This window comes from Streptomyces sp. V2I9, from assembly GCF_030817475.1.
Classification (GTDB): domain Bacteria; phylum Actinomycetota; class Actinomycetes; order Streptomycetales; family Streptomycetaceae; genus Streptomyces.
The window spans coordinates 5,416,928-5,441,712 of the sequence record NZ_JAUSZJ010000002.1 but is presented as its reverse complement, the minus strand read 5'-3'; the positions used below and the strand labels follow the sequence as shown (position 1 = coordinate 5,441,712).

Annotated in this window: 13 protein-coding genes and 1 pseudogene; 3 read left to right on the top strand and 11 right to left on the bottom strand. The window is 71.6% G+C overall.

What is annotated here, in order from left to right; all coding sequences use genetic code 11:
• Window positions 1-48: 48 nt before the first annotated feature.
• Both QFZ71_RS23890 and QFZ71_RS23885 read left to right on the top strand, forming a co-directional pair.
• Window positions 49-4,734, top strand: coding sequence for a DEAD/DEAH box helicase (locus QFZ71_RS23890; protein ID WP_307670207.1), 4,686 nt, complete (start codon window positions 49-51; stop codon window positions 4,732-4,734).
• 267 nt (window positions 4,735-5,001) lie between these two features.
• Window positions 5,002-5,952, top strand: a complete 951-nt coding sequence (locus QFZ71_RS23885; RefSeq protein ID WP_307670206.1) for a DNA-formamidopyrimidine glycosylase family protein — start codon at window positions 5,002-5,004, stop codon at window positions 5,950-5,952.
• 312 nt (window positions 5,953-6,264) lie between these two features.
• On the opposite strand, the gene QFZ71_RS23880 is transcribed toward QFZ71_RS23885, so the two are convergent.
• The 11 genes and pseudogenes from QFZ71_RS23880 to QFZ71_RS23830 all read right to left on the bottom strand — a co-directional run bounded on the left by QFZ71_RS23880 (window position 6,265) and on the right by QFZ71_RS23830 (window position 21,738).
• Entirely contained in the window at window positions 6,265-6,531 is a 267-nt protein-coding gene (locus QFZ71_RS23880; protein WP_307670205.1) for a hypothetical protein, read from the bottom strand.
• 187 nt (window positions 6,532-6,718) lie between these two features.
• Window positions 6,719-6,910 (bottom strand): CsbD family protein, encoded by a 192-nt coding sequence (locus QFZ71_RS23875; protein WP_307670204.1) that lies wholly within the window; start codon window positions 6,908-6,910, stop codon window positions 6,719-6,721.
• Between the two features lie 93 nt (window positions 6,911-7,003).
• Entirely contained in the window at window positions 7,004-7,474 is a 471-nt protein-coding gene (locus tag QFZ71_RS23870; RefSeq protein WP_307670203.1) for a Dps family protein, read from the bottom strand.
• 264 nt (window positions 7,475-7,738) lie between these two features.
• Window positions 7,739-8,122, bottom strand: coding sequence for a helix-turn-helix domain-containing protein (locus QFZ71_RS23865; protein WP_307670202.1), 384 nt, complete (start codon window positions 8,120-8,122; stop codon window positions 7,739-7,741).
• Between the two features lie 94 nt (window positions 8,123-8,216).
• On the bottom strand, window positions 8,217-8,741 hold the full coding sequence (locus QFZ71_RS23860) for a CinA family protein (RefSeq protein ID WP_307670201.1): 525 nt from the start codon (window positions 8,739-8,741) through the stop codon (window positions 8,217-8,219).
• Complete coding sequence (pgsA, locus tag QFZ71_RS23855) at window positions 8,738-9,595, bottom strand: CDP-diacylglycerol--glycerol-3-phosphate 3-phosphatidyltransferase (RefSeq protein ID WP_307670200.1); 858 nt, start codon at window positions 9,593-9,595, stop codon at window positions 8,738-8,740. Before pgsA ends, QFZ71_RS23860 begins: the two co-directional genes overlap by 4 nt.
• Window positions 9,592-11,073, bottom strand: a complete 1,482-nt coding sequence (gene rimO / locus QFZ71_RS23850) for a 30S ribosomal protein S12 methylthiotransferase RimO (protein WP_307670199.1) — start codon at window positions 11,071-11,073, stop codon at window positions 9,592-9,594. Before rimO ends, pgsA begins: the two co-directional genes overlap by 4 nt.
• Before the next feature lie 185 nt (window positions 11,074-11,258).
• Window positions 11,259-12,062, bottom strand: a complete 804-nt coding sequence (locus tag QFZ71_RS23845) for a helix-turn-helix domain-containing protein (protein ID WP_307670198.1) — start codon at window positions 12,060-12,062, stop codon at window positions 11,259-11,261.
• Between the two features lie 320 nt (window positions 12,063-12,382).
• Window positions 12,383-15,182 (bottom strand): annotated as a pseudogene (locus tag QFZ71_RS23840) (DNA translocase FtsK).
• 168 nt (window positions 15,183-15,350) lie between these two features.
• Window positions 15,351-16,034 (bottom strand): two-component system response regulator, encoded by a 684-nt coding sequence (locus QFZ71_RS23835; protein ID WP_307670197.1) that lies wholly within the window; start codon window positions 16,032-16,034, stop codon window positions 15,351-15,353.
• 244 nt (window positions 16,035-16,278) lie between these two features.
• On the bottom strand, window positions 16,279-21,738 hold the full coding sequence (locus QFZ71_RS23830) for a HAMP domain-containing protein (protein WP_307670196.1): 5,460 nt from the start codon (window positions 21,736-21,738) through the stop codon (window positions 16,279-16,281).
• A gap of 400 nt (window positions 21,739-22,138) precedes the next feature.
• On the opposite strand from QFZ71_RS23830, the gene QFZ71_RS23825 reads away from it, so the two are divergent.
• Complete coding sequence (locus QFZ71_RS23825; protein WP_307670195.1) at window positions 22,139-24,766, top strand: SpoIIE family protein phosphatase; 2,628 nt, start codon at window positions 22,139-22,141, stop codon at window positions 24,764-24,766.
• Window positions 24,767-24,785: the final 19 nt, after the last annotated feature.

The window sequence follows — 24,785 nt, the reverse complement described above, 5'->3', positions numbered from 1 at the left end:
GGCGGTGTCGGCGGCCCGTTGTCAGTGGCGGGGTGCACGATGGTGACCATGACCGGTTCCGCGCTCGACGCGTTCTCGCCCGCGACCCGCAGTTGGTTCGCCGGAGCCTTCAGCGCGCCCACCGCGGCACAGGAGGGCGCCTGGCGGGCCATCGGCGAAGGCAGTGACGTGCTGGTCGTCGCGCCGACCGGTTCCGGCAAGACGCTGGCCGCCTTCCTCGCCTCGCTGGACCGGCTGGCCGCCGAGCCGCCGCCCGCCGACGCCAAGAAGCGCTGCCGCGTGCTGTACGTGTCCCCGCTCAAGGCCCTAGCGGTCGACGTCGAGCGCAACCTCCGCTCGCCGCTGACCGGCATCCGCCAGGAATCGGTGCGCCTGGGACTGCCGGAGCCCGACGTACGGGTCGGCATCCGGTCCGGGGACACCCCGGCCGCCGAGCGGCGGTCCATGGTGACCAGACCGCCGGACATCCTGATCACCACGCCCGAGTCGCTGTTCCTGATGCTGACGTCCTCCGCGCGGGACGCGCTGGGCGGCGTCGAGACCGTGATCCTCGACGAGGTGCACGCGGTCGCCGGGACGAAGCGCGGCGCCCATCTCGCCCTGTCGCTGGAGCGGCTCGACGAGCTGCTGCCCCGCCCCGCCCGGCGCATCGGTCTGTCCGCGACGGTCCGGCCGGTCGACGAGGTGGCCCGCTTCCTGTCGCCGCAGCGCAAGGTGGAGATCGTCCAGCCCCGGTCCACCAAGGAGTTCGACCTCTCGGTCGTCGTCCCGGTCGAGGACCTGGGCGAGCTGGGCGGCTCCCCCGCCACGGACGGCGATTCCGGGCAGGCGGACAAGCCCTCGATCTGGCCGCATGTGGAGGAGCGCATCGCCGATCTCGTCCAGGCACACCGCTCCACCATCGTCTTCGCCAACTCCCGGCGGCTGGCCGAGCGCCTGTGCAACCGGCTGAACGAGATCGCCTACGAGCGGGCGACCGGCACCGCGTTCGACCCGGACGCCCCGGCCCCCGACCTGCCGGAGGCCCACGCCCCCGCCGAGATCATGGCCCAGTCCGGTGCGGGCAGGGGTGCGCCGGCCCTGCTGGCCCGTGCCCATCACGGGTCGGTCTCCAAGGAACAGCGGGCCCAGGTCGAGGAGGACCTCAAGGCGGGCCGCCTGCCTGCCGTGGTCGCCACCTCCAGCCTGGAGCTGGGCATCGACATGGGCGCGGTCGATCTGGTGGTCCAGGTCGAGTCCCCGCCCTCCGTCGCCTCCGGCCTCCAGCGGGTGGGCCGGGCCGGGCACCAGGTGGGCGCGGTCTCCACCGGGGTGGTCTTCCCGAAGTACCGCGGCGACCTGGTGCAGGCCGCCGTCGTCACGGAGCGGATGCGTGAAGGGGCCATCGAGGCGCTGCGCATCCCGTCCAATCCGCTGGACGTCCTGGCGCAGCAGCTGGTCGCCATGGTGGCCCTGGACAGCTGGCAGGCCGACGATCTGCTGGCGCTGGTCCGCCGGGCCGCCCCGTTCGCCTCGCTCCCCGAGTCGGCGTTCACCGGTGTGCTCGACATGCTCGCCGGACGCTACCCCTCCGACGCCTTCGCGGAGCTGCGCCCCCGCGTGGTGTGGGACCGGGTGGGGGGCACGGTCACGGGCCGCCCCGGTGCGCAGCGGCTCGCCGTCACCTCGGGCGGCACCATTCCCGACCGGGGCCTCTTCGGGGTCTTCCTGGCCGGGGCCGACCCGAAGAAGGGCGGCGGCCGGGTCGGCGAGCTGGACGAGGAGATGGTGTACGAGTCCCGCGTCGGGGACGTCTTCACCCTGGGCACCACCTCCTGGCGGATCGAGGACATCACGCGGGACCGGGTCCTCGTCTCGCCCGCCCCGGGCGTTCCGGGCCGGCTGCCGTTCTGGAAGGGCGACCAGCTGGGCCGCCCGCTGGAGCTGGGCCGCGCTCTGGGGGCCTTCCTCCGGGAGATCGGCGGCCTGTCGGACGAGGACGCCCGGCTGCGCCTGCTCGCCGCCGGGCTCGACGCCTGGGCCGCGGACAACGTCCTGGCCTACCTGGACGAGCAGCGCCGGTCCTGCGGCCATGTGCCGGACGACCGGACCATCCTGGTCGAGCGGTTCCGGGACGAGCTGGGCGACTGGCGGGTCGTCGTCCACTCCCCCTTCGGCGCGCAGGTGCACGCCCCCTGGGCGCTGGCCCTCTCCGCCCGCCTCGGTGAGCGGTACGGGATGGACGCCCAGGTCATGCACGCCGACGACGGCATCGTGCTGCGGTTGCCCGACGCGGACATGATGGGCCTGGACCTGTTCGATCTCGATGTTCCGGCGGCCTCGGACACCCCGGGCGACGGACCCGCTCCGGGAGCCGTCGCATACGACAGCGACCAGCCGCCGGTGGCCGCGGCCGACGTCGTCTTCGACCGGGGCGAGGTCGAGCAGATCGTCACCGACCAGGTGGGCGGCTCGGCCCTGTTCGCCGCCCGGTTCCGTGAGTGCGCCGCACGCGCGCTGCTGCTGCCCCGGCGCTCCCCGGGCAAGCGCACCCCGCTGTGGCAGCAGCGCCAGCGGGCCTCCCAGCTGCTTCAGGTCGCCTCGGAGTTCGGCTCGTTCCCGATCGTGCTGGAGGCCGTCCGCGAGTGCCTCCAGGACGTGTTCGACGTCCCCGGGCTCACGGAGCTGATGGGCGATCTGGAGGCACGCCGGGTCCGGCTGGTCGAAGTGACCACCCAGGAGCCCTCGCCGTTCGCCCGCTCGCTCCTCTTCGGTTACGTCGCCCAGTTCCTGTACGAGGGGGACTCGCCACTCGCCGAACGGCGTGCCGCCGCCCTCTCGCTGGACTCCCATCTCCTGGCCGAGCTGCTGGGCCGGGCGGAGCTGCGCGAGCTGCTCGACCCCGAGGTCCTCACCGAGCTGGAACGGGAGCTGCAGTGGCTCACCGAGGACCGGCGGATCAAGGACGCCGAGGGAGTGGCCGACCTGCTGCGGGTGCTCGGGCCGCTCACCGACGCCGAGCTGGCCGAGCGGGGTGCCGAGCCGTCCTGGGCACCGGAGCTGGCCACGGCACGCCGGGCGATCCAGGTCAGGATCACCGGTGCCGACCACTGGGCCGCGATCGAGGACGCGGGCCGGCTGCGGGACGCCCTGGGCACGGCGCTTCCGGTCGGTGTTCCGGAGGCGTTCACCGAGCCGGTGAAGGACCCGCTCGGGGATCTCCTCGCCCGGTACGCGCGGACCCACGGCCCGTTCACCGCCACCCGCGCAGCCGAGCGCTTCGGGCTCGGCACAGCCGTCACCGACGGAGCGCTGCAACGGCTCTCGGCCTCCGGCCGGACCGTCCAGGGCGAGTTCCACCCGGCGGGCATCGGCCAGGAGTGGTGCGACGCGACGGTGCTGCGCCGGCTCCGCCGCCGTTCGCTGGCGGCGCTCCGCCAGGAATTGGAGCCGGTGCCGCCCGCCGCCCTGGCCTCCTTCCTCCCCCAGTGGCAGCACTTCGGCTCCCACCGGCTGCGCGGCATCGACGGGCTGGCCCGTGCCGTCGAGCAGCTCCAGGGCGCGCCCGTTCCCGCGTCGGCGCTGGAGAAGCTGATCCTGCCGAGCCGGGTCATGGGCTACGCCCCGGCGATGCTCGACGAGCTGACGACCACCGGCGAGGTCGTCTGGGCCGGTGCCGGGGCGCTGCCGGGCAAGGACGGCTGGATCTCCCTCTACCTCGCCGACAGTGCACCGCTGCTCCTGCCGCCCGCGCACCCGCTGGAGCTGTCGGCGCTCCACGAGTCCGTGCTCACCACGCTCTCCGGCGGGTACGGCCTCTTCTTCCGCCAGATCGCCGACCAGGTCCGGGCCACCACCCACCCGGACTGCACGGATCAGCAGCTGGCCGACGCCGTGTGGGACCTGGTCTGGTCCGGGCGGCTCACCAACGACACCCTGGCCCCGCTGCGCTCGCTCCTGGGCTCGGGGAGGACGGCGGGAGCCACCGCCCACCGTTCCCGGCGCAGCGTGCCGCGCGGGCGCTACGGATCGCTCACCGCGGCGGCCCGCACCGCGTCCCGCACCGGCCCGCCGACCGTCTCGGGCCGCTGGTCCCTCCTCCCCCCGGCCGAACCGGAGCGGACCCACCGCGCCCACGCCCTCGCCCGCACCCTTCTCGACCGGCACGGCGTGGTGACCCGCGGCGCGGTGCAGGCCGAGGGGGTGGAGGGCGGCTTTTCCGCGACGTACCGCGTGCTGGCCGCCTTCGAGGACAACGGACAGGCGCGACGCGGTTATGTGGTCGAGGGGCTGGGGGCCGCCCAGTTCGCGATGGACGGCGCGGTGGACCGGCTGCGGGCCGCCTCCACGGCGCGCGACCGCCGCGATCCGGAGGCCGTGCCCGAGGCCGTGGTGCTCGCCGCGGCCGATCCGGCCAACGCGTACGGCGCGGCGCTGCCGTGGCCGGAGTCCCCGGACGGCGCCGGACACAAGCCGGGGCGGAAGGCGGGGGCGCTGGTGGTCCTCGTCGACGGCGAGCTGACGCTCTACATGGAGCGCGGCGGCAAGACCCTCCTGGCCTGGCCGTCCGACCCCGACTCCCCGGCGCTGCGAGCGGCGGCCGAGGCTCTGGCCGCCTCCGCCCGCGCCGGAGCCCTGGGCACGGTGACGGTGGAGCGGACGAACGGCGTCTCCTCCCTCACCTCACCGCTGGGACGCACGCTGGAGGCCGCCGGATTCCTCGCCACCCCGAAGGGCCTGCGCCTGCGCGCCTGACCGGGCAGCCCGGCCGAAGCCCGGCTCCCGCGCCCAGGGCTCGTCCGCGTTCGCAGCGACGGCCGTACACCGGGACAACCGGCCGTACACCGCGATGGCTCGGACGTCGCGGCGGACGGAGCCGACGGGCCGGACCGACTCCCGCGACCGGGCGGCCGGGCGGATCCCGCACGGACCCGGCAGGCTCCAGGGCCGGGCAGGCTCCAGCGGGGCGGACTCCGGGGCGGGGGCGGCGCACAACCGCGTCCGGCGCACCATCATGGAGGCATGCCCGAAGGAGACACCGTCCTGCAGACCGCCGCCCGGTTGCACACGGCGCTGGCGGGCCGGGTGCTGACCCGGTCGGACCTGCGCGTCCCCCGCTTCGCCACCGCCGACCTCACCGGCCGTACCGTCCTGGACGTCACCGCGCGCGGCAAGCACCTGCTGACCCGTGTCGAGGGCGGGCTGACCCTGCACAGCCACCTCCGGATGGACGGCGCCTGGCGGGTGTACGCACCGGACGAACGGTGGCGGGGCGGGCCGGGACACCAGATCCGCGCGATCCTCGGCAACGCGGAGCACACCGCGGTCGGCTACCGGCTCCCCGTGCTGGAGCTGATGCGTACCGATGAGGAGAGCCGGGCCGTGGGCCATCTCGGGCCGGACCTGCTGGGCCCCGACTGGAACCCGGCCCTCGCCCTGGAACGGCTGCTCGCCGCACCGGAGCGCCCCCTCGGCGAGGCCCTGCTGGACCAGCGCAACCTGGCGGGCATCGGCAATGTCTACAAGTGCGAGCTCTGCTTCCTGGCCCGCGTCACCCCGTGGCTCCCCGTGGGCGCCCTCCCCGACGGCGTACTCCCCCGCGTGGTCACCGCGGCCGAACGCCTGCTGTACGCCAACCGCGAGCGCCCCACCCGCACCACGACGGTCGTCTCGGAACTCCGCACCGCACCCAGCCGGACTCCGGGATCGGGCCCCGACCACGGCTCGGCCCCGGACGCGACCCGCGACACCACCCCGGCGTCCCCCAGCCCAATCCGGCGCCCGCCCGCGAACCGGGCCCCCGCCGCCGGCCGCGCGCGATCGCTCCCGCCCGTCCGCGTCCGGGAGCCGCTGTACGTCTACGGGCGGGCCCGCCGCCCCTGTCTGCGCTGCGGCACGCCGATCCGGCGCGCCGACCAGGACGACCGGCCGACCTACTGGTGCCCCACCTGCCAATCCGGCCCGACCCCGTAGGGAACGATCCGGCGCCCCCTCGGGCCGACGAACCGCCCGACGCGCTCGTACGGTCCCGTCCCCCTCCACGCACGCGGACGATCTCACGGGTCGCGCCGCGCTCATCATCCGCGCCTCACCACGACGCCGGCCGCGGAGCCGGGCCCGCCCGCCGTACGAGTGAACGCGGGTGCCCGGCGGGCCCGTACGCCGGTGACCGATCGGCACCGAGCGGCCGGCGCCCTGCCGATGCGTCGATGGCCGGACATCACCGACGGGCCGGGTCGGCGGACCCGAGGACGCCGCCCCTCCCGGCCTCGGACGCTTCGGCCTTCACGGCCGCCGCCCGGGTCCTCCGCCCGAACGATGGCGTCGCCCCGCACCGGTGAGCCACCTCCGGGTCCACGACCGACCCGCCGTCCCCACCCGGCCCGCCGGTACCGCCGACGCGACATGGACCGGCAGCAGGCTCAGCCCCCAGCCGCCCGCCGCCACCGCCCCCTCGACCAGACCCGCCTGGTCCGGGCGCAGTACCAGCCGGAGCACCGCCCACCACCACAGCCCGCCGAGAACCAGCGCCGGCACCCATCGCCGTATCATCGCTGCCTCCCACGGCCGAGGTTCTTTCCGGCAGTTTCCCCTGGCGGCGGCAGGGGTGCATCCAGAGCGTCCGGCCGAAGCGCCACCCCGCGGAAGCACCCGCACGGCCGCACACAGAAGCGCCCCCGCCGTGACGGCGGGGGCGCTCACGCTCCGGGGCGGCTTCGAGAGCCGCGAGGGGGGCGGACTACTTGTCGTCGTCCCGGCTCAGCGAGTCCTTGACACCCTTGGCGCGCTCGCCGAGCCCGTCCGCGGTGTCCTTGGCGCCGCCCTTGGCCTGGTCGGCCTTCCCCTCGGCCTCCTTGCGGCGGTCGCCGGTCAGCTTGCCCACCGCTTCCTTGCCCTTGCCCTTCAGCTTGTCCATGGCTCCGTCGCTCATGTTGTCGCTCCCTCTCGCTCGTCGGACATCTCGCGGTCGCCGGCCGGGCGCCGACCGATACGGTCAGGTGCCGCAGTCCGGCAGGCCAGCCGGTCAGGCGCTCTCCGCCTGGAACATCCAGGCGTGCTTCTCCAGGTCTGCCGTCAGCGCGATCAGCAGGTCCTGGGTGATCGGGTCCGGCTCGTCGGTCACCTCGATGCGCTCCCTCATCCGGCCGATGACCACGCCCAGCGCGTCCACCAGGATCCTCACGGCGTCGGTGTCCTTGATCCAGCCTTCGGGCACGGCCGCGATGGCGGTCTCCTTGGCCACGGTGCCGGACCGTCCGTCCGGGTTGACGCCGACCGCCGACGCACGCTCGGCGACGGTGTCGGAGTGCTGGCGCGCCGTGGCGACGACGTCGTCGAGCTGAAGGTGTACGGAGCGGAAGCGCGGACCGACCACGTTCCAATGGACCTGCTTGGCCACCAGGGAAAGGTCGACGAGATCGACCAGAGCGCCTTGCAGCGCTGTTCCCACGACCTTCAGATCGCCCTCGGACAACGTGCTCTTGACCACAGTCATGTGCGCTACTCCCATCCGTCAGCCGCTTGACCGACCGTTTCGGTGCATCACCCACGATGGCACATATCAAGCAAAACGGTCACGCGGGCCTCGTCCTCCATGTGCCCGCCCGACGAGGACTCACACACGTCACCCGCGCATGAAGCACAGGTCACATCCGCGGAGCCCAGGCCACCCGGACGGCCCGGCCTTCACACACGAAAGTCCCGGCCGGCCCTGGTGGGGCCGACCGGGACTCCGGTCGAGCAACTGTGCCGCAGCGGATCAAGCGGCGACGACGTCCACAGCTTCCGCGGGCGCCTTGATGGTCACCCGCCCCGACGGCACACCTGCGACCGACGAGACGGAGACGGAGTTGAGCATGGGACGAACCGGCACTGGCACCGGATCACCGGCAGTCGCCGACTCGGCGAGTTCGGCGAGCGAGAGCTCGTCGCTCACCTCACGCATGAGCTCGGACATCCGTACGTCAAGCGCGTCGCAAATCGCGGAGAGCAGCTCGGAGGAAGCCTCCTTCTGCCCCCGCTCCACCTCGGAGAGATAACCGAGCGAGACCCGGGCGGACGAGGAGACTTCGCGCAGAGTACGGCCTTGGCGCTGGCGCTGCCGACGCAGCACGTCACCCAGCAGGCGACGGAGCAGAATCATCGGTGGCTCCCTCCTCGGACCGCGTAGCCGCATCCTTCACGCCCTACCGTACCGCCTTGCGGTGCGGCCGTGCGGGGAGCGATGTCGTGTTCACTCAGGGCTGCAAACATCCATTCCCCCCGTGTTGTTCCGTATCCTGTGCCCGCGCATTCCCGCCGAGTTCGCCCGCGAGCAGTTCGAGGACGCTTCGCACACTCTCATGACGGATTTCCGCCCTCTCACCATTCAACCGCAGCGCAGTGACTTTCTCGGTGCCGGAGGGGCCGACCACGGCCACGTAGACCGTGCCGACCGGCTGCCCGTCCTGCGGTTCCGGACCGGCGACCCCGGTGGTGGCGAGGCCCCAGTCGGCGTCGAGAACCCGGCGCACCCCGGCCGCCATCTGCGCCGCGACCTCGGGGTCCACCGCTCCGCGCTCCGCCAGGAGGGTGGCGTCGACGCCCAGCACGTCCCGCTTCAGCGGGGTGGCGTACGCGGTCACCGAGCCCCGGAAGGACCGGGAGGCGCCGGGTACGGCGGTCAGCTCGGCGGCGACGAGGCCGCCCGTCAGCGATTCGGCGACGGCGAGCGTCTCGCCCCGTCCTCCGAGCAGCCGGAGCACCCGGGCGGCGGCTGTCACCGCTCGGCCTCCGCGGCGCCCCGCGCCTCGGACGGCCCGGACCGCACCTCGTTCACTCCGGACCGCACGTCGGACGCCCCGGCCCCCGCGTCCGTCGCACCGCCCCGCACATCCGTCACACCGGCCGCAGTCGGCCTGGCGCCCACGGGGGCACCGGCGGCCGCCCGCAGCGCCTCCGTGGCGTCCTCCGCCCGCGCCGCGGCGGCGGCCCGCTCGGCCGCGAGGCCCTTGCGGCGCAGGACGAGGGCCTGGCGTACGTAATCGAGGCCGGTGACCACCGTCAGCACGACGGCGACCATCATCACCCAGAACCGCAGGGTCGCCAGGGGCCCCGTGAGGGCCAGGACGTACATCCCGGCCGCCGTGCCCTGTGCGAGCGTCTTGAGCTTGCCGCCTCTGCTGGCCGGGATCACCGCATGGCGGATCACCCAGAACCGCATCAGCGTGATGCCCAGCTCGCGCGCGATGATCACTCCGGTGATCCACCACGGCAGATCGCCCAGGATGGACAGCGAGACCAGTGCGGCGCCCATGATCGCCTTGTCGGCGATCGGGTCCGCGATCTTCCCGAAGTCCGTGACCAGGTTGTACGTCCGCGCCAGATGGCCGTCGAACAGGTCGGTGATCATCGCGACGGCGAAGGCCGCCCAGGCGAAGGAGCGCCAGGCCGGGTCGTACCCGCCGTTGTGGAACAGCAGCAGGACGAAGCCGGGCACGAGCAGCAGCCGGATCATGGTGAGGATGTTGGCGATGTTCCACAGGCTGGCCTGGTTGACGGCCGCAGTGCCCAGCTTGCCGCCGCGGACCGGCTTCGCGCCGGAGCCGCCTGCCGCGGATGCCGGGACTCCGGTCATCTGGCTGCCTCCGCGAGCTCGTGGTGTTCGGCCACCAGGTCCACGCCCTCGGTGGCCACTGCCGTTGCCTCGACCATACGGCCGGGTACGAGTCCCTCGCGTGTGGTGAAGAGCACCTGGCCGTCCGTTTCGGGCGCCTGGTGCGCCGCACGCCCGATCGCGACCTCGCCGTCCTCGTCCGACTCCACGGACTCCACCAGCACCGTCAGGGTCTCCCCCACGCGCTCCTCGGCGCGCTGCGAGGTCAGCTCCTCGGCCAGCTGGGAGATGTGGGCGAGACGTTCCGCGATGGTGTCGGCGTCGAGCTTGTTCTCGTAACCGACCGCTTCGGTGCCTTCCTCGTCGGAGTAGCCGAAGACACCGATCGCGTCGAGGCGGGCGCCGGTGAGGAAGCGTTCCAGCTCCGCGAGGTCGGCCTCGGTCTCGCCGGGGAAGCCGACGATGAAGTTGGAGCGCGCACCGGCCTCGGGGGCCTTGCTCCGAATGGTGTCCAGCAGTTCCAGGAAGCGGTCGGTGTCGCCGAAGCGGCGCATGGCGCGCAGCACGCCGGGGGCGGAGTGCTGGAAGGAGAGGTCGAAGTACGGGGCGACCTTCGGCGTCGAGGTGAGGACGTCGATGAGGCCGGGGCGCATCTCGGCGGGCTGGAGGTAGCTGACCCGGATCCGCTCGATGCCGTCCACGCCGGCGAGCTCGGGCAGCAGGGTCTCCAGCAGGCGGATGTCGCCGAGGTCCTTGCCGTAGGAGGTGTTGTTCTCGGAGACGAGCATGACCTCCTTGACGCCCTGCTCGGCCAGCCAGCGGGTCTCCTGGAGCACGTCCGAGGGCCGCCGCGAGATGAACGAACCGCGGAAGGAGGGGATGGCGCAGAAGGAGCAGCGGCGGTCGCAGCCGGAGGCGAGCTTCACCGAGGCGACGGGGCTGGTGCCGAGCCGACGGCGCAGCGGCGCCCGGGGCCCGGAGACCGGAGCGACGCCTTCCGGCAGGTCCTCGGGGGCGGGAGCGGGGGCCTCCTGGGCGTGGCCGGGCAGCGCCACGGCGGCGTCCTGCCGTTCGGCGGGGCTGATCGGCAGCAGCTTGCGGCGGTCGCGCGGGGTGTGCGAGGCGTGGATGCCGCCGTTGAGGATGGTCTGGAGCCGGTCGGAGATGTCGGCGTAGTCGTCGAATCCGAGGACGCCGTCCGCCTCCGGCAGGGCCTCGGCGAGGTCCTTGCCGTAGCGCTCGGCCATGCAGCCGACGGCGACGACGGCCTGGGTGCGGCCGTGGTCCTTCAGATCGTTGGCTTCGAGCAGGGCGTCGACGGAGTCCTTCTTGGCGGCTTCGACGAACCCACAGGTGTTGACGACTGCGACATCCGCGTCGGAGGCATCCTCGACGAGGTCCCAGCCGTCCGCTGCCAAGCGGCCTGCAAGCTCCTCCGAGTCCACCTCGTTACGGGCGCAGCCAAGAGTGACAAGGGCGACGGTACGGCGTTCGGGCATGGACTCAAGACTACTTCGTCCCCGCGCCCCTCCTGCCGTGCAGGGTTACCGAGGCCACCCATGAGCGCTTTCCGGCTACGGGGAGTGACGGGCGCGGGTCCGGGGAACGCCGACGGGCGCCCGGCGCGAGGCCGGACGCCCGTTGTGAGGCTCACGGAGAGGACGGAGAGGTGGGGCGCGGCGGATCAGCCGGCCTCGGGGTCGCCCTTGGTGTAGGAGAGACGTTCGACCTGTCCGGGACCGAAGCGGTCCTGGACCTGCTTGCCGTTGACGAAGAGGTCGATCGCCCCCGCGTCGCCGAGGACGAGGTCGATGCGCTCGTTGTCCTGGAAGGTCTTGGACTCGCCCTGGAGCAGCAGCCCGTCGAAGAGCAGCCGTCCGTTGTGGTCCTTGGCCGAGATCCAGCTCTTGCCGCGGTCGGCGCTGAGCTTGACCGTCACCTTGTCACGGGGGGCGGCGGCGATGGCGCTCTCGGAGGGCACGGGCTTGGGGTCGGCGGGCTTGGTCGCGGTGGGCTTGGCCGCCGTCTTGTCGGGCTTGGAGCCCTCCGCGATCTGTGCGGTGTCGGTGGGTTCGTCCGCGCCGCCGTTGAAGAGGGTGAAGCCGACGAACCCGATGACGGCGACGATGGCCGCGACCATGGCCGCGGTCCAGTTGGGCCGCCGGGGCTCGGACCGGATGCGTTCCGCTTCGAACAGCGGGGCCGCAGGGGTCGGTGCGGGACGGCCGCCGTGGTCGGCGTCGTACTCCTCGACCAGGGGTTCCGGATCGAGGCCGACGGCGCGGGCGAGCGTGCGGATGTGGCCGCGGGCGTAGACGTCGCCGCCGCAGCGGGAGAAGTCGTCCTGCTCGATCGCGTGCACGATGGGCATGCGCACCCGGGTGGAGCTGCTGACTTCCTCGACCGTCAGACCTGCGGCGATACGAGCCTGCTGGAGGGCACGACCGATCGAAGGCCGGTCGTCTTCGGGGGAGTTGCCGATGGACACGGGGGCGCCTTTCGAGCGTGAGCCACCTGCTGGATGTTCAGTCTAGGGGGGGTACGAAAGGGAGGGGCAACCGGGAGGGACGACTTTGTACGCCATCGGGTCGCCGGTCGGCCCCGCCTCCTGCTCCGGGGAGGAGCGTCGGCGGAGCACGGCCCCGATCGAGGACTGGGCAACCGGTAGTGGGCCGAACGGGGGTGGGGGAACGGGAGGAACGACGACGGAGCGGGCTACGGGGAGGAGCACGGTTCCGTCCCTCCCTTCAACTGGACGTACGGCCGTACGAAACGGTTGCCCACCAAACCTTTACGGAGCTCATTCCGTTACGGGGCGGATTCCCCGCGGATGACGGCCAACACCCCGTCGAGCTCGTCGGGCTTCACGAGGACGTCACGCGCCTTGGAGCCCTCGCTGGGGCCGACGATGGAGCGGGACTCCATCAGGTCCATCAGCCGGCCGGCCTTCGCGAAGCCGACCCGGAGCTTGCGCTGGAGCATCGAGGTCGATCCGAACTGGGTGGAGACGACCAGTTCGGCTGCCTGGCAGAGCAGGTCCAGGTCGTCGCCGATGTCCTCGTCGATCTCCTTCTTCTGCTGCGTGCCGACGACGACGTCGTCCCGGAAGACCGGGGCCCATCTGGTCCTTGCAGTGCTGGACGACGGCGGCGACCTCGTCCTCGGTGACGAACGCCCCCTGCATGCGGGTGGGCTTGTTGGCGCCCATCGGGAGGAACAGCCCGTCGCCCTTGCCGATGAGCTTCTCGGCGCCGGGCTGGTCGAGGATGACGCGGCTGTCGGCGAGCGAGGAGGTGGCGAAGGCGAGCCGGGAGGGAACGTTGGCCTTGATCAGGCCGGTCACCACGTCGACCGAGGGGCGCTGGGTGGCGAGCACCAGGTGGATGCCGGCCGCGCGGGCGAGCTGGGTGATGCGGACGATGGAGTCCTCGACATCGCGCGGGGCCACCATCATCAGGTCGGCCAGCTCGTCGACGATCACCAGCAGGTACGGGTAGGGGGACAGCTCCCGCTCGCTTCCCTCGGGCAGCTTGAGCTTGCCCTCGCGCACCGCCTTGTTGAAGTCGTCGATGTGCCGGTAGCCGAAGTTCGCCAGGTCGTCGTAGCGCAGGTCCATCTCGCGGACGACCCACTGGAGCGCCTCGGCGGCCTTCTTGGGGTTGGTGATGATCGGGGTGATGAGGTGGGGGATGCCCTCGTACGCGGTCAGCTCGACGCGCTTGGGGTCGACGAGGACCATCCGCACGTCCTCGGGGGTGGCACGCACCATGACCGAGGTGATCAGGCAGTTGATGCAGGAGGACTTTCCGGAGCCGGTGGCGCCGGCCACCAGCATGTGGGGCATCTTGGCCAGGCTGTGCATCACGTAGCCGCCCTCGACGTCCTTGCCGAAGGCCACCATCATCGGGTCGTCGTCCTCGGCCAGGCGCAGTACGTCGCCGAGTTTGACCATCTCCCGGTCGCTGTTGGGGATCTCGATGCCGACCGCCGACTTGCCGGGGATCGGGGAGATGATCCGCACGTCCGGACTGGCCACGGCGTACGCGATGTTCTTGGCCAGCGCCGTGATCTTCTCGACCTTCACGGCGGGGCCGAGCTCGATCTCGTACCGGGTGACCGTCGGCCCCCGTGTGAAGCCGGTGACCGCGGCGTCGACCTTGAACTCGGTGAAGACGGTGGTCAGCGATGCCACGACCGCGTCGTTGGCGGCGCTGCGGGTCTTGCCCGGCCCGCCCCGCTCCAGCAGGTCGAGCGAGGGCAGGGAGTACGTGATGTCGCCGGAGAGCTGGAGCTGTTCGGCGCGGGCGGGCAGCCCTGGCGCGGTCTCGGGGGCGGGCTTGGTCAGGTCGGGCACCCCGCCCGACCGCTCCCCGGCGTCCCCCGACGCGGGGGCGGACTTCCGCACGCCCGGCTGCGGGCGCTCCTCCCGTTCGGCCTCGCGGGCGCCGGGCACGGGGGTGCCGGTGCGCTCCCGGTCCACGGAGACGCCCTGCGTCAGGTCGGCGACGACCGGCGAGGGAGGCATGCCGTTGAGTACGGCCCCGTCGAGCGCGGCGGCGGCGGCAGCGGCGACGTCCACCGCGTCCAGCGGCCGGTTCATCGCGGGCTGGGCGGAGGGCCGCCGGGACCTGCGCCGCTTGGTGAGTGCTTCCTCCTCGGCCCGGTCGTGGTCGGGGACCGGTTCGGCGCCCGGCCGCCGGGCACCACCGCGTCGTGACCGCGCGGGCAGGGCCTCCCGCCACTGCTCGTCGTAGCGCTCGTCGTCGCCCTCGTGCCCCTCGTACCCGTCGGCGGCCTCGGGGGTGGGTTCGACGATGCCGAGGCGGACGCCGAGCTGACGCAGCCGCTGCGGGATGGCGTTGACCGGGGTGGCGGTGACGACGAGGAGCCCGAACACGGTCAGCAGGACGAGCAGCGGGACGGCGAGGACCTCGCCCATCATGAAGATCAGCGGCTTCGAGGTGGCCCAGCCGATCAGGCCGCCCGCGTCCTGCATCGCCTCGGTGCCCGCGTCCCGGCCGGGCGAGCCGCAGGCGATGTGGACCTGGCCGAGGACGCCGATGACGAGGGCGGAGAGCCCGATGACGATGCGTCCGTTGGCCTCCGGCCGCTCCGGGTAGAGGATCAGCCTGACCGCCATGGCGCCCAGCAGTATCGGCGCGAGCAGATCGAGACGGCCGAAGGCACCGGTGACCAGCATCTCGACCAGGTCGCCGACCGGGCCCTGGAGGTTGGACCAGGTGCCGGCGGCGACGACCAGCGCCAGACCGAGCAGAAGCAGCGCGAGCCCGTCCTTGCGGTGGGCGGGGTCAAGTCCCTTGGCTCCACGCCCTATCGAGCGGAACACCGCGCCGACGCCGTGTGCCGCTCCGAGCCAGACCGCGCGCACCAGGCGGTAGAGGCCGCCGGTCGGCGACGGCGCCGGTTTGGGAGCGGGCCTCCTGGCCGCCGCCTTCTTGGCGGGTGCCTTCTTCGCGGGGGCTGCCGCCTTCTTGACGGCGGTCTTCTTCGCGGGCGCGGCTTTCTTCGCCGGCCCCGAGGTACGGCCGACGCGCTTCGCGGTGCCCGCCGTGCCCTGGGAACCCTTGCCGGACGTACGTGAGGCCATGATGCCGAGGTTACCGCTGTCGCCGCCCGTGAACACGTTCGCCTACTGGTTCACCCGTCCGTGTCGCCTTCGGGCGGCCGGGAACTGACGTCGCCTCACGGTGACGGCCTCTCGCCCACCGCGCGTCGGCGTGCGCCCGGGCCGTGGACCAGGGCGACGCGGGAGGGGTCAGCTCGGGGCGGGCAGCACGCCCGCGCTTCCGCCGGTACCCGGCTCCAGGGCGTCGAGCGCGCGGCGCAGGCCGGTCAGCTTGCGTTCCAGGTGAGCGGCGGTGGCGACGGCCGCGGCGTCCGCGGATTCGTCGTCGAGCTGCTTGGAGAGCGCTTCGGCCTGTTCCTCGACCGCGGCGAGCCGCGCGGAGAGTTCGGCCAGCAGTCCGGCCGGCTCCTTCTCGTGCCGTCCGCCCGCCTGGCCGTCGCCCTCCAACTGGAGCCGCAGCAGCGCCGCCTGCTCGCGGAGCTTGCAGTTCTTCATGTACAGCTCGACGAAGACGGAGACCTTCGCCCGGAGCACCCACGGGTCGAACGGCTTCGAGATGTAGTCCACCGCACCGGCCGCGTAGCCGCGGAACGTGTGGTGCGGACCGTGGTTGATCGCGGTGAGGAAGATGATCGGGATGTCGCGGGTCCGTTCCCGCCGCTTGATGTGCGCGGCGGTTTCGAAACCGTCCATGCCCGGCATCTGGACGTCCAGCAGAATGACCGCGAAATCGTCCGTGAGCAGCGCTTTGAGCGCCTCCTCCCCTGACGATGCCCGGACCAGTGTCTGATCGAGCGCAGAGAGGATGGCCTCCAGCGCCAGCAGATTCTCCGGCCGGTCATCGACCAGGAGGATCTTGGCCTTCTGCACCATGGCCCGTCCTCCTCGCCCCGGAAATGCGCCGGGTGCCGCCCCAGGGGACGACTCCCTTACGCCGTCCGTCCTTGTGCCGGTCATGGTAGCCGCACCCCGCCCGTCACCACACCCTGTCACCGAGATGTCACTGTGCACACAACGCCAACGTGGTGGGAGACCAGAAGGTTCCCCCGATCCAGCGGGTTCACACCCGTTCGAGCACAGTCGGTCAACAACTCATGCAAATTCACTCAGTCGTCGATCACTCTCCGTTCATCCACTGCTCCATCACCGCGAGCAGGTGATCAGGATCGACCGGCTTCGTCACATAGTCGGAAGCTCCGCACTCGATGGCCTTCTCCCGGTCGCCCTTCATCGCCTTCGCGGTGAGCGCGACGATCGGGAGCCCGGCGAACTGCGGCATCCGCCGGATCGCGGTCGTCGTCGCGTACCCGTCCATCTCGGGCATCATGATGTCCATGAGCACGACCGTCACATCGTCGTGCTGCTCCAGGACTTCGATGCCCTCCCGCCCGTTCTCCGCGTACAGCACCGCGAGGCCGTGCTGTTCCAGCACGCTGGTGAGCGCGAAGACGTTACGGATGTCGTCGTCGACGATGAGCACCTTCTCACCGCGGAAGCGGAATGTCCGCCGAGGCGCCGGCTCGTCGGCAGCGGTCAGGTCCTGCGCCTGGCTCTCACCCTGGCTTCCCCGCACCCACTCCTCCTGCTGCGGGGCGCTCTCGGGCCCGGTGCGGCCGGCCGGCAGCGCGGCCCTGCGTGCCGCGTCCCCCAGGGCCTTGCGCCGCCGGCGGAACACCCCGGCGGAGTTGGCCGGATCGCCGAGCGGAGCCTGTCCGCCCTGGGACGGACGAGCCTGCCCCGGCTCCCCCGCGCCGCCCAGCGCCTCGGCGGAACCGGAACCCGTCGAGGGGTAGCCCTGGGGCGGCAGTTCGGCGCGGTGCAGCGGCAGGTACAGCGTGAAGGTCGAGCCCCGGCCCGGCTCACTCGCCGCGTGGATCTCGCCGCCGAGCAGCCGGGCGATCTCCCGGCTGATGGAGAGGCCGAGACCGGTGCCGCCGTACTTGCGGCTCGTCGTCCCGTCCGCCTGCTTGAACGCCTCGAAGATCACCAGCATCTTGCTGGACGCGATCCCGATCCCGGTGTCGGTGACCGAGAACGCGATCAGGTCGGCGTCCGGGTCGCGCAGCGAACCCGCCTCCAGCAGCTGCTCCCGGATCGCTTGGGGCACATCGGCGCCGGCCGGCCGGATCACCAGCTCCACCGCACCGCTGTCGGTGAACTTCACGGCGTTGGACAGCAGGTTGCGCAGCACCTGGAGCAGGCGCTGCTCGTCCGTGTGCAGCGTGGCGGGAAGTTCCGGCGAGACCCGTACGGAGAAGTCCAGTCCCTTCTCCGCGGTGAGCGGACGGAAGGTCGCCTCCACGTAGTCGACCAGCTGGACCAGCGCGATCCTGGTCGGGCTGACGTCCATCTTGCCCGCCTCGACCTTCGACAGGTCGAGGATGTCGTTGATCAGCTGGAGCAGGTCGGACCCGGCCCCGTGGATCGTCTCGGCGAACTCCACCTGCTTCGGCGAGAGGTTGCCCTCGGCGTTGTCCGCCAGCAACTTGGCGAGGATCAGCAGCGAGTTGAGCGGCGTGCGCAGTTCGTGCGACATGTTCGCCAGGAACTCGGACTTGTAGCGCATCGAGACCGCGAGCTGCTCGGCGCGCTCCTCCAGCACCTGGCGCGCCTCCTCGATCTCGGTGTTCTTCACCTCGATGTCGCGGTTCTGCTGGGCCAGCAGCTCGGCCTTCTCCTCCAGTTCGGCGTTGGACGCCTGGAGGGCCTTCTGCCGGTTCTCCAACTCCTGCGAGCGGTCACGCAGTTGCTCGGTCAGTTCCTGTGACTGCTCCAGCAGCTTCTCGGTCTTGGTGTTGACGCTGATCGTGTTGACGCTCGTCGCGATCATCTCGGCGATCTGGTTCAGGAAATCCCGCTGGATGTGCGTGAACGGCTGGAAGGAGGCCAGTTCGATCACCCCGAGGACCTTGCCCTCGAAGAGCACCGGCAGCACGATCACGTGCGCCGGCGGGGCCTCCCCGAGCCCGGACGAGATCTTCAGATAGCCCGGCGGCACGTTGTCCACCTGGATCGTTCGCTTCTCCTCGGCCGCTGTCCCGATGAGCGTCTCGCCGGGCCGGAAGGAGGTCGGCATCGAGCCCGCGGAGTAGCCGTAGCTCCCCCGCATCCGCAGCTCGTACGAGCCCGGCCGGCCGTTGTCCGGACCGACCTCGTCCGAGTCGCCGGGCGCCATCGCCAGGAAGAACGCGCCGTGCTGTGCCGAGACCACCGGCGTCAGCTCGCTCATGATCAGCGACGCCACGTCGTCCAGATCGCGGCGGCCCTGCATCAGACCGGAGATCCGGGCGAGGTTGCCCTTCAGCCAGTCCTGCTCCTTGTTGGCGAGCGTGGTGTCGCGCAGGTTCGCGATCATCGTGTTGATGTTGTCCTGGAGGACCTGGATCTCACCGGCCGCGTCCACATCGATCTTGAGGTTCAGATCGCCGCGCGTCACCGCCGTGGCGACCGCCGCGATGGCACGTACCTGACGGGTCAGGTTCCCGGCCATCTCGTTCACCGACTCGGTGAGGTCGCGCCAGGTGCCGTCCACGTCCCGCACGCGCGCCTGGCCGCCCAGCTGCCCCTCGGTGCCCACCTCGCGCGCGACCCGCGTCACCTGCTCGGCGAACGAGGACAGCTGGTCGACCATCGTGTTGATGGTGTTCTTCAGCTCCTGGATCTCACCGCGCGCGTCGATGTCGATCTTCTTGGTCAGGTCGCCCTTGGCGATGGCGGTGGTGACCGTGGCGATCTGCCGCACCTGACCGGTGAGGTTGGAGGCCATCGAGTTCACGGACTCGGTGAGGTCCTTCCACGTACCCGAGACGCCCGGCACCCGCGCCTGACCGCCCAGCTCGCCCTCCGTGCCCACCTCGCGGGCCACACGCGTCACCTCGTCGGCGAACGAGGACAGCGTCGTCACCATCGTGTTGACGGTGTCGGCCAGCTCCGCGACCTCGCCCCGCGCCTCCACGGTGACCTTCTTCGTCAGATCGCCGTTGGCGACCGCGGAGGAGACGCGGGAGATGTTGCGCACCTGGCTGGTCAGGTTGTTGGCCATCAGGTTGACGTTGTCGCTCAGGTCCTTCCAGATGCCGGTCGCCCCGCGCACCCGTGCCTGCCCGCCGAGGATCCCCTCGGTGCCCACCTCGCGGGCCACCCTGGTCACCTCGTCCGCGAAGTTCAGCAGCTGGTCGACCATCGTGTTGACGGTCGTGACCAGTTCGAGGATCTCGCCCTTGGCATCGACGGTGATCTTCTTGGAGAGATCGCCCTTGGCGACCGCCGTGGTGACCTCGGCGATGTTGCGGACCTGGAGGGTCAGATTGTTCGCCATGCCGTTGACGGACTGGGTGAGGTCCTTCCACGTACCGGACACACCCTGCACCTCGGCCTGACCGCCGAGGATGCCCTCCGTACCCACCTCACGGGCGACGCGCGTCACCTGCTCCGCGAAGTTGGACAGCTGGTCCACCATCGTGTTGAGGGTGTTCTTCAGCTCCAGGATCTCGCCGCGGGCGTCCACGTCGATCTTCTGCGACAGGTCACCGCGCGCCACCGCCGTGGCGACCTGCGCGATGTTGCGGACCTGGGCGGTGAGGTTGCCCGCCATGCCGTTCACCGAATCGGTGAGATCACGCCACACTCCGGCCACGCCGGGCACCTGCGCCTGGCCGCCGAGGCGCCCGTCCGTACCCACCTCGCGGGCCACCCTGGTGACCTGGTCGGCGAAGGCCGACAGCTGGTCGACCATGGTGTTGATGGTGTTCTTCAGCTCCAGGATCTCGCCGCGGGCGTCCACGTCGATCTTCTGCGACAGGTCGCCCCGCGCCACCGCCGTCGTCACCTGGGCGATCTGCCTCACCTGGGAGGTGAGGTTCCCGGCCATGAAGTTGACGGAGTCCGTCAGCTCCTTCCACGTACCCGAGACACCGTCCACCCGCGCCTGACCGCCGAGGCGGCCCTCGGTGCCCACGTCCCGTGCCATCCGTGTCACCTGGTCGGCGAAGCTGGACAGCTGCGCCACCATCGTGTTGACGGTGTTCTTCAGCTCCAGCATCTCCCCCGCCACGTCGACCGTGACCTTCTGGGAGAGGTCGCCGTTGGCGACCGCCGTCGTCACCTGGGCGATGTCCCGGACCTGACCGGTCAGGTTGCGGAACGCGGTGTTCACCGAATCGGTGAGGTCCTTCCACGTCCCCGCCGCGCCCGGCACCTCGGCCTGGCCGCCGAGCCGGCCCTCGACGCCGACCTCGCGGGCCACGCGGGTCACCTCGGAACCGAACGACTGGAGCTGGTCCACCATCGTGTTGACGGTGTTCTTCAGCTCCAGCATCTCCCCGGCCACATCGACCGTGACCTTCTGCGACATGTCACCGCTGGCCACCGCCGTGGTCACCTGCGCGATGTCCCGCACCTGCGTGGTCAGGTTCCGGAAGACCGTGTTCACCGAATCGGTGAGGTCCTTCCACGTCCCCGCGGCCCCCGGCACCTGCGCCTGGCCGCCGAGCAGCCCCTCGCCACCGACCTCGCTCGCCACCCGCGTCACCTCGTCCGCGAAGGTGCGCAGCGTCTCGGTCATCTGGTTGATCGTCTCGGCGAGCTGGGCGACCTCGCCGCGCGCGCTCACCGTGACCTTCTGCGTCAGGTCACCGTTGGCGACCGCCGTCGTCACCTCCGCGATCCCACGCACCTGGGAGGTGAGGTTGCCCGCCATCGTGTTGACGGAGTCGGTGAGGTCCTTCCACACACCGGCCACGCCCGGCACGGTCGCCTGACCGCCGAGCTCGCCCTCCGTACCCACCTCGCGGGCGACGCGCGTCACCTCCGAGGAGAACGAGGACAGCTGGTCGACCATCGTGTTGACGGTGTTCTTGAGCTGGAGCATCTCGCCGGCCACGTGCACGGTGACCTTCCGGGACAGATCGCCCTTGGCGACCGCCGTCGTCACCAGCGCGATGTCCCTCACCTGTGCGGTGAGCCGGTACGCCATGGTGTTGACGGAGTCCGTGAGGTCCTTCCACGACCCGGACATCCCGCGCACCTGCGCCTGACCTCCGAGCTTGCCCTCGGTGCCCACCTCGACGGCGACCCGCGTCACCTGTTCGGTGAAGACCGACAGCTGGTCCACCAGGTTGTTGACCGTACGGGCGACCTTCAGGAACTCCCCGCGCAGCGGACGCACCGTCTCGTCCTGCGTGTGCGAGCGCAGCTCCATCCGCTGCTCCAGGTCGCCGTCGGCGACCGCCGACAGGACCCGGCCCACCTCGGAGACGGGCCGCGCGAGATCGTCGACGAGTTCGTTGGAGGCGTCGATCGCGGCGGCCCAGGAGCCCTCGCAGGCGCCCGTCTCCAGGCGTTCGGTGAGCTTCCCCTCGCGTCCGACCACCCGTCGTACGCGCGCCAGCTCGCCGGTGAGGTGGAGGTTGCGGTCCGCGACCTCGTTGAAGACGGCGGCGATCTCCGACAGCACGCCGTCCCCGGAGACGGTGAGGCGCCGGCGGAAATTGCCGTCGCGCATCGCCATGAGGGCGCCGAGGACTCTGTTCAGAGCCGCCGCGTCCACTTCGACGGTGCCATTGCGCTGCTTTTTCACGGACTGCCCGCCTTTTGTACGCGCCTTCGAACCCTGCGCCGCCACGCCAGACTCCACCGTGTCCCTCCCGCAGGGGTTGACCGTTCGACCCTGGGCTTCCTCGGAAGTCTGCCCAGTTCCACTGTGGCTCACCGCCACCGCACACCGTCGACGGGCGGCGGGGCGGACGTCAAATCATTGCAACGTACCAGGCCGGAACCGGTCGCCGGGCCACCTGCTCCGGTTGCCCCCATCCCCTGCGCCGGGAGTCCATACTTGTGCGCCCGCGCACCACCGCCGGGGCGACGTGTCCCGAACTCGGCCCTCGTGTATCCGGCGCCTTCGCCGAAGGTCTAGCCTGGCAGGCGAATCGAAGCGGCGATAAACGGGCACAGGACTCGGGGAAGCGACGAGACACCATATGGGGAGTGCTGTGATCACCGCGCGCGCGGCCGCCACGTTCGAACCGGTCGGACGCTCTGTCGCGACCGCCCGCGCCTTCGTCCGGGACACGCTCCAGGGGTGGGGCTACAACGATGTCGTCGACGACGCCGTCGTTCTCACCAGTGAGCTCGTCACCAACGCCGTCATCCACGCGGGCACCGCCGCCGACGTGCTGTGCCTGCGCACCGCGGAGGGCGTCCGCGTCGAGGTGGCGGACCACTATCCGGAGCGCGAGGTGCCGCTCCAGAGCAGCGGCATCGACTTCGGCAGCCCCGACCGTGAGAACGGTCGCGGGCTGCTCCTCTGCGCGGCCCTGGCCTCCCGCTGGGGCGTCGAGTACAGCCCCACCCGCAAGCACGTCTGGTTCCAGCTGGACCTGCCGGACCGGCCCGTGGGCATCCGCTCGGCGGGCCCGGTCCTGCCCACCTCGCTCCTCCCGGTCACCGACCAGCGGGTGAGGGTCGCCGTCGTGCAGATCGACAGCACGGGCGCGATCAGCGCCTGGAACGACGACGCGGCGTACGTGTTCGGGCACACCACGGAGCAGGTCGCCGGCAAACAGTTCACGGACTTCGTGGCCTGGCCGCACACCCCCGGCACCAGCACGGGCATCGCCGACGCCCTCCAGCTCTCCCGCTGGGAGGGCAGTTACGGGATCCGCGGTGCCGACGGACGGACCATCGCCGTCTACGCCTCGCACCTGCGCGTCCGCGACAACGACGGCGAGCCGTCCACGGTCTGCCTCCTCGTCCGCGACGACGAGCGCGCCGTCCTCCAGTCCCCGGTCCGCGCCCCGGTCTCCGACGCCTCTTCCGACAGCCGCGCGGCGGACCCGTTCGAGATCTTCATCGGCTCCCCCGCCCCCGACGACCTGGACGGCCTTCTCCAGCGGACGGTGGAGCGGGCCCGCGACATGCTCGACGCCGATGCCGCCTTCCTCCTCCTGGCCACGGACGACGAGACCGAGTTGGAGGTCCGCGCGACGACGGGCCTCCCCTCGGCCCGCCAGCGCTTCGCACGGGTCCCCGTCGAAGCCGGCACGGGCCGCTACGGCTCCGCCCGTATGCCCGCCGTCCACGAGGACCTGACAGCCGTGCCCGGCGCCGTCCCGCTGCTCACCGACACGGGGATGCGCTCGGTCGTCACGGTGCCGCTGAAGGTCGAAGGACGGCTGACCGGTTCTCTCGGCGTCGCGGCGGAAGCCGCCGGCCGCTACTCCAACGAGGAGGCCCTGCGCCTCCAGTTCGCGGCCGACCGCATCGCGCTGGCCGTGGAGTCCGCCCGTCTCGGCGAGCTGGAACGGCTGCGGCGCGGTTCCCTGTCCTTCCTCGTCGAAGCGTCCGACCTGCTGGCCGGCACGCTGGACCGGGACCAGACGCTGGCGCTCATGGCCCAGATGACGGTCCCGACCCTGGCCACCTGGTGCGCCGTCTACACGATCGCGGACCAGTCCTCCGAGCCGTACCTCTCGTACGTGCTCCACGAGGACGAGGACCTCATCGACGGGCTCAAGGCCCTGCTCTCGACGATCTCCCCGCCGGATCCGGTGCCGGCCCCGGGGGCCCGTGTCTGGGCCGCGCCGTCGGAGGCGGGACACCGCGCGGCGTTGTCCACGTCCACCCGCAGCCTGGCCCACGACGCTCCGCTCAGCATGAGCACGGCCACCCGGACCACGCTCGCCACGGCTCAGGCGGTCGGCGGTGAGACCGTGGTCCTTCCGCTGGTCGCCCGCAACCGTGTCATCGGCATGCTGACGCTCGGGAAGCCTTCGGACGACCACTTCCGCCAGGAGATCCTGGAGCTGGCCGAGGACCTGTCCCGCCGGGCCGCTCTGGCCCTGGACAACGCCCGCCTGTACTCGGAGCGCATGGCGATCAGCCAGTCCCTCCAGCGCAGCCTGCTGCCGCCGGGCCTTCCTGATGTGCCGAACGTCGAGATCGAGGTCATCTACCGCGCCGCGGGCGAGGGCAACGAGGTCGGCGGCGACTTCTACGACGTCTTCCCGATCAGCGACGGCGCGTACGGCTTCGCCATCGGCGACGTCTGCGGTACGGGCCCCGAGGCGGCGGCCGTCACGGGCCTGGCCCGGCACGCGCTGCGCCTGCTGGCCCGCGAGGGCTTCGGCGGCCCGGCGGTCCTGGAGCGCCTGAACGCGGCGATCCTCGACGAGGGCGCCCGCAGCCGCTTCCTGACCCTGCTGTACGGCGAGCTGTGGCCGCAGGAGGACGGCAGCGCCCTCCTGAAGGTCGTCTGTGCCGGCCACCCGCTGCCGCTGCGGCTGCGTCAGGACGGCTCCGTGGAATCCGCCGCGGAACCGCAGCCCCTCCTCGGCGTCCTCGATGACCTGGAGCTGTACGAGCAGGAGGTCGTCCTCGACCCGGGCGACGTACTCCTGTGTGTCACGGACGGCGTCACCGAACGCCGTGAGGGAACCCGCATGCTGGGCGACGACGGCCTCGCGGAGGTCCTGTCGACCTGTACGGGGCTGACGGCCGGGGCAGTCGCCGCACGCATCCTGCGGGCCGTGGAGCGCTTCGCCGCCGAGCCCGCGTCGGACGATATGGCGATCCTCGCCATGCGCGTCCCCGAGCCGCCGCTGATCTGACCCGCACAGCCCGGACCCC

Coding starts and splice junctions, on each gene's coding strand:
- QFZ71_RS23890 (WP_307670207.1), top strand. CDS start 49: ATGACCGGTTCCGCGCTCGACGCGTTCTCGCCCGCGACCCGCAGTTGG.
- QFZ71_RS23885 (WP_307670206.1), top strand. CDS start 5,002: ATGCCCGAAGGAGACACCGTCCTGCAGACCGCCGCCCGGTTGCACACG.
- QFZ71_RS23880 (WP_307670205.1), bottom strand. CDS start 6,531: ATGATACGGCGATGGGTGCCGGCGCTGGTTCTCGGCGGGCTGTGGTGG.
- QFZ71_RS23875 (WP_307670204.1), bottom strand. CDS start 6,910: ATGAGCGACGGAGCCATGGACAAGCTGAAGGGCAAGGGCAAGGAAGCG.
- QFZ71_RS23870 (WP_307670203.1), bottom strand. CDS start 7,474: ATGACTGTGGTCAAGAGCACGTTGTCCGAGGGCGATCTGAAGGTCGTG.
- QFZ71_RS23865 (WP_307670202.1), bottom strand. CDS start 8,122: ATGATTCTGCTCCGTCGCCTGCTGGGTGACGTGCTGCGTCGGCAGCGC.
- pgsA (WP_307670200.1), bottom strand. CDS start 9,595: ATGACCGGAGTCCCGGCATCCGCGGCAGGCGGCTCCGGCGCGAAGCCG.
- rimO (WP_307670199.1), bottom strand. CDS start 11,073: ATGCCCGAACGCCGTACCGTCGCCCTTGTCACTCTTGGCTGCGCCCGT.
- QFZ71_RS23835 (WP_307670197.1), bottom strand. CDS start 16,034: ATGGTGCAGAAGGCCAAGATCCTCCTGGTCGATGACCGGCCGGAGAAT.
- QFZ71_RS23825 (WP_307670195.1), top strand. CDS start 22,139: ATGGGGAGTGCTGTGATCACCGCGCGCGCGGCCGCCACGTTCGAACCG.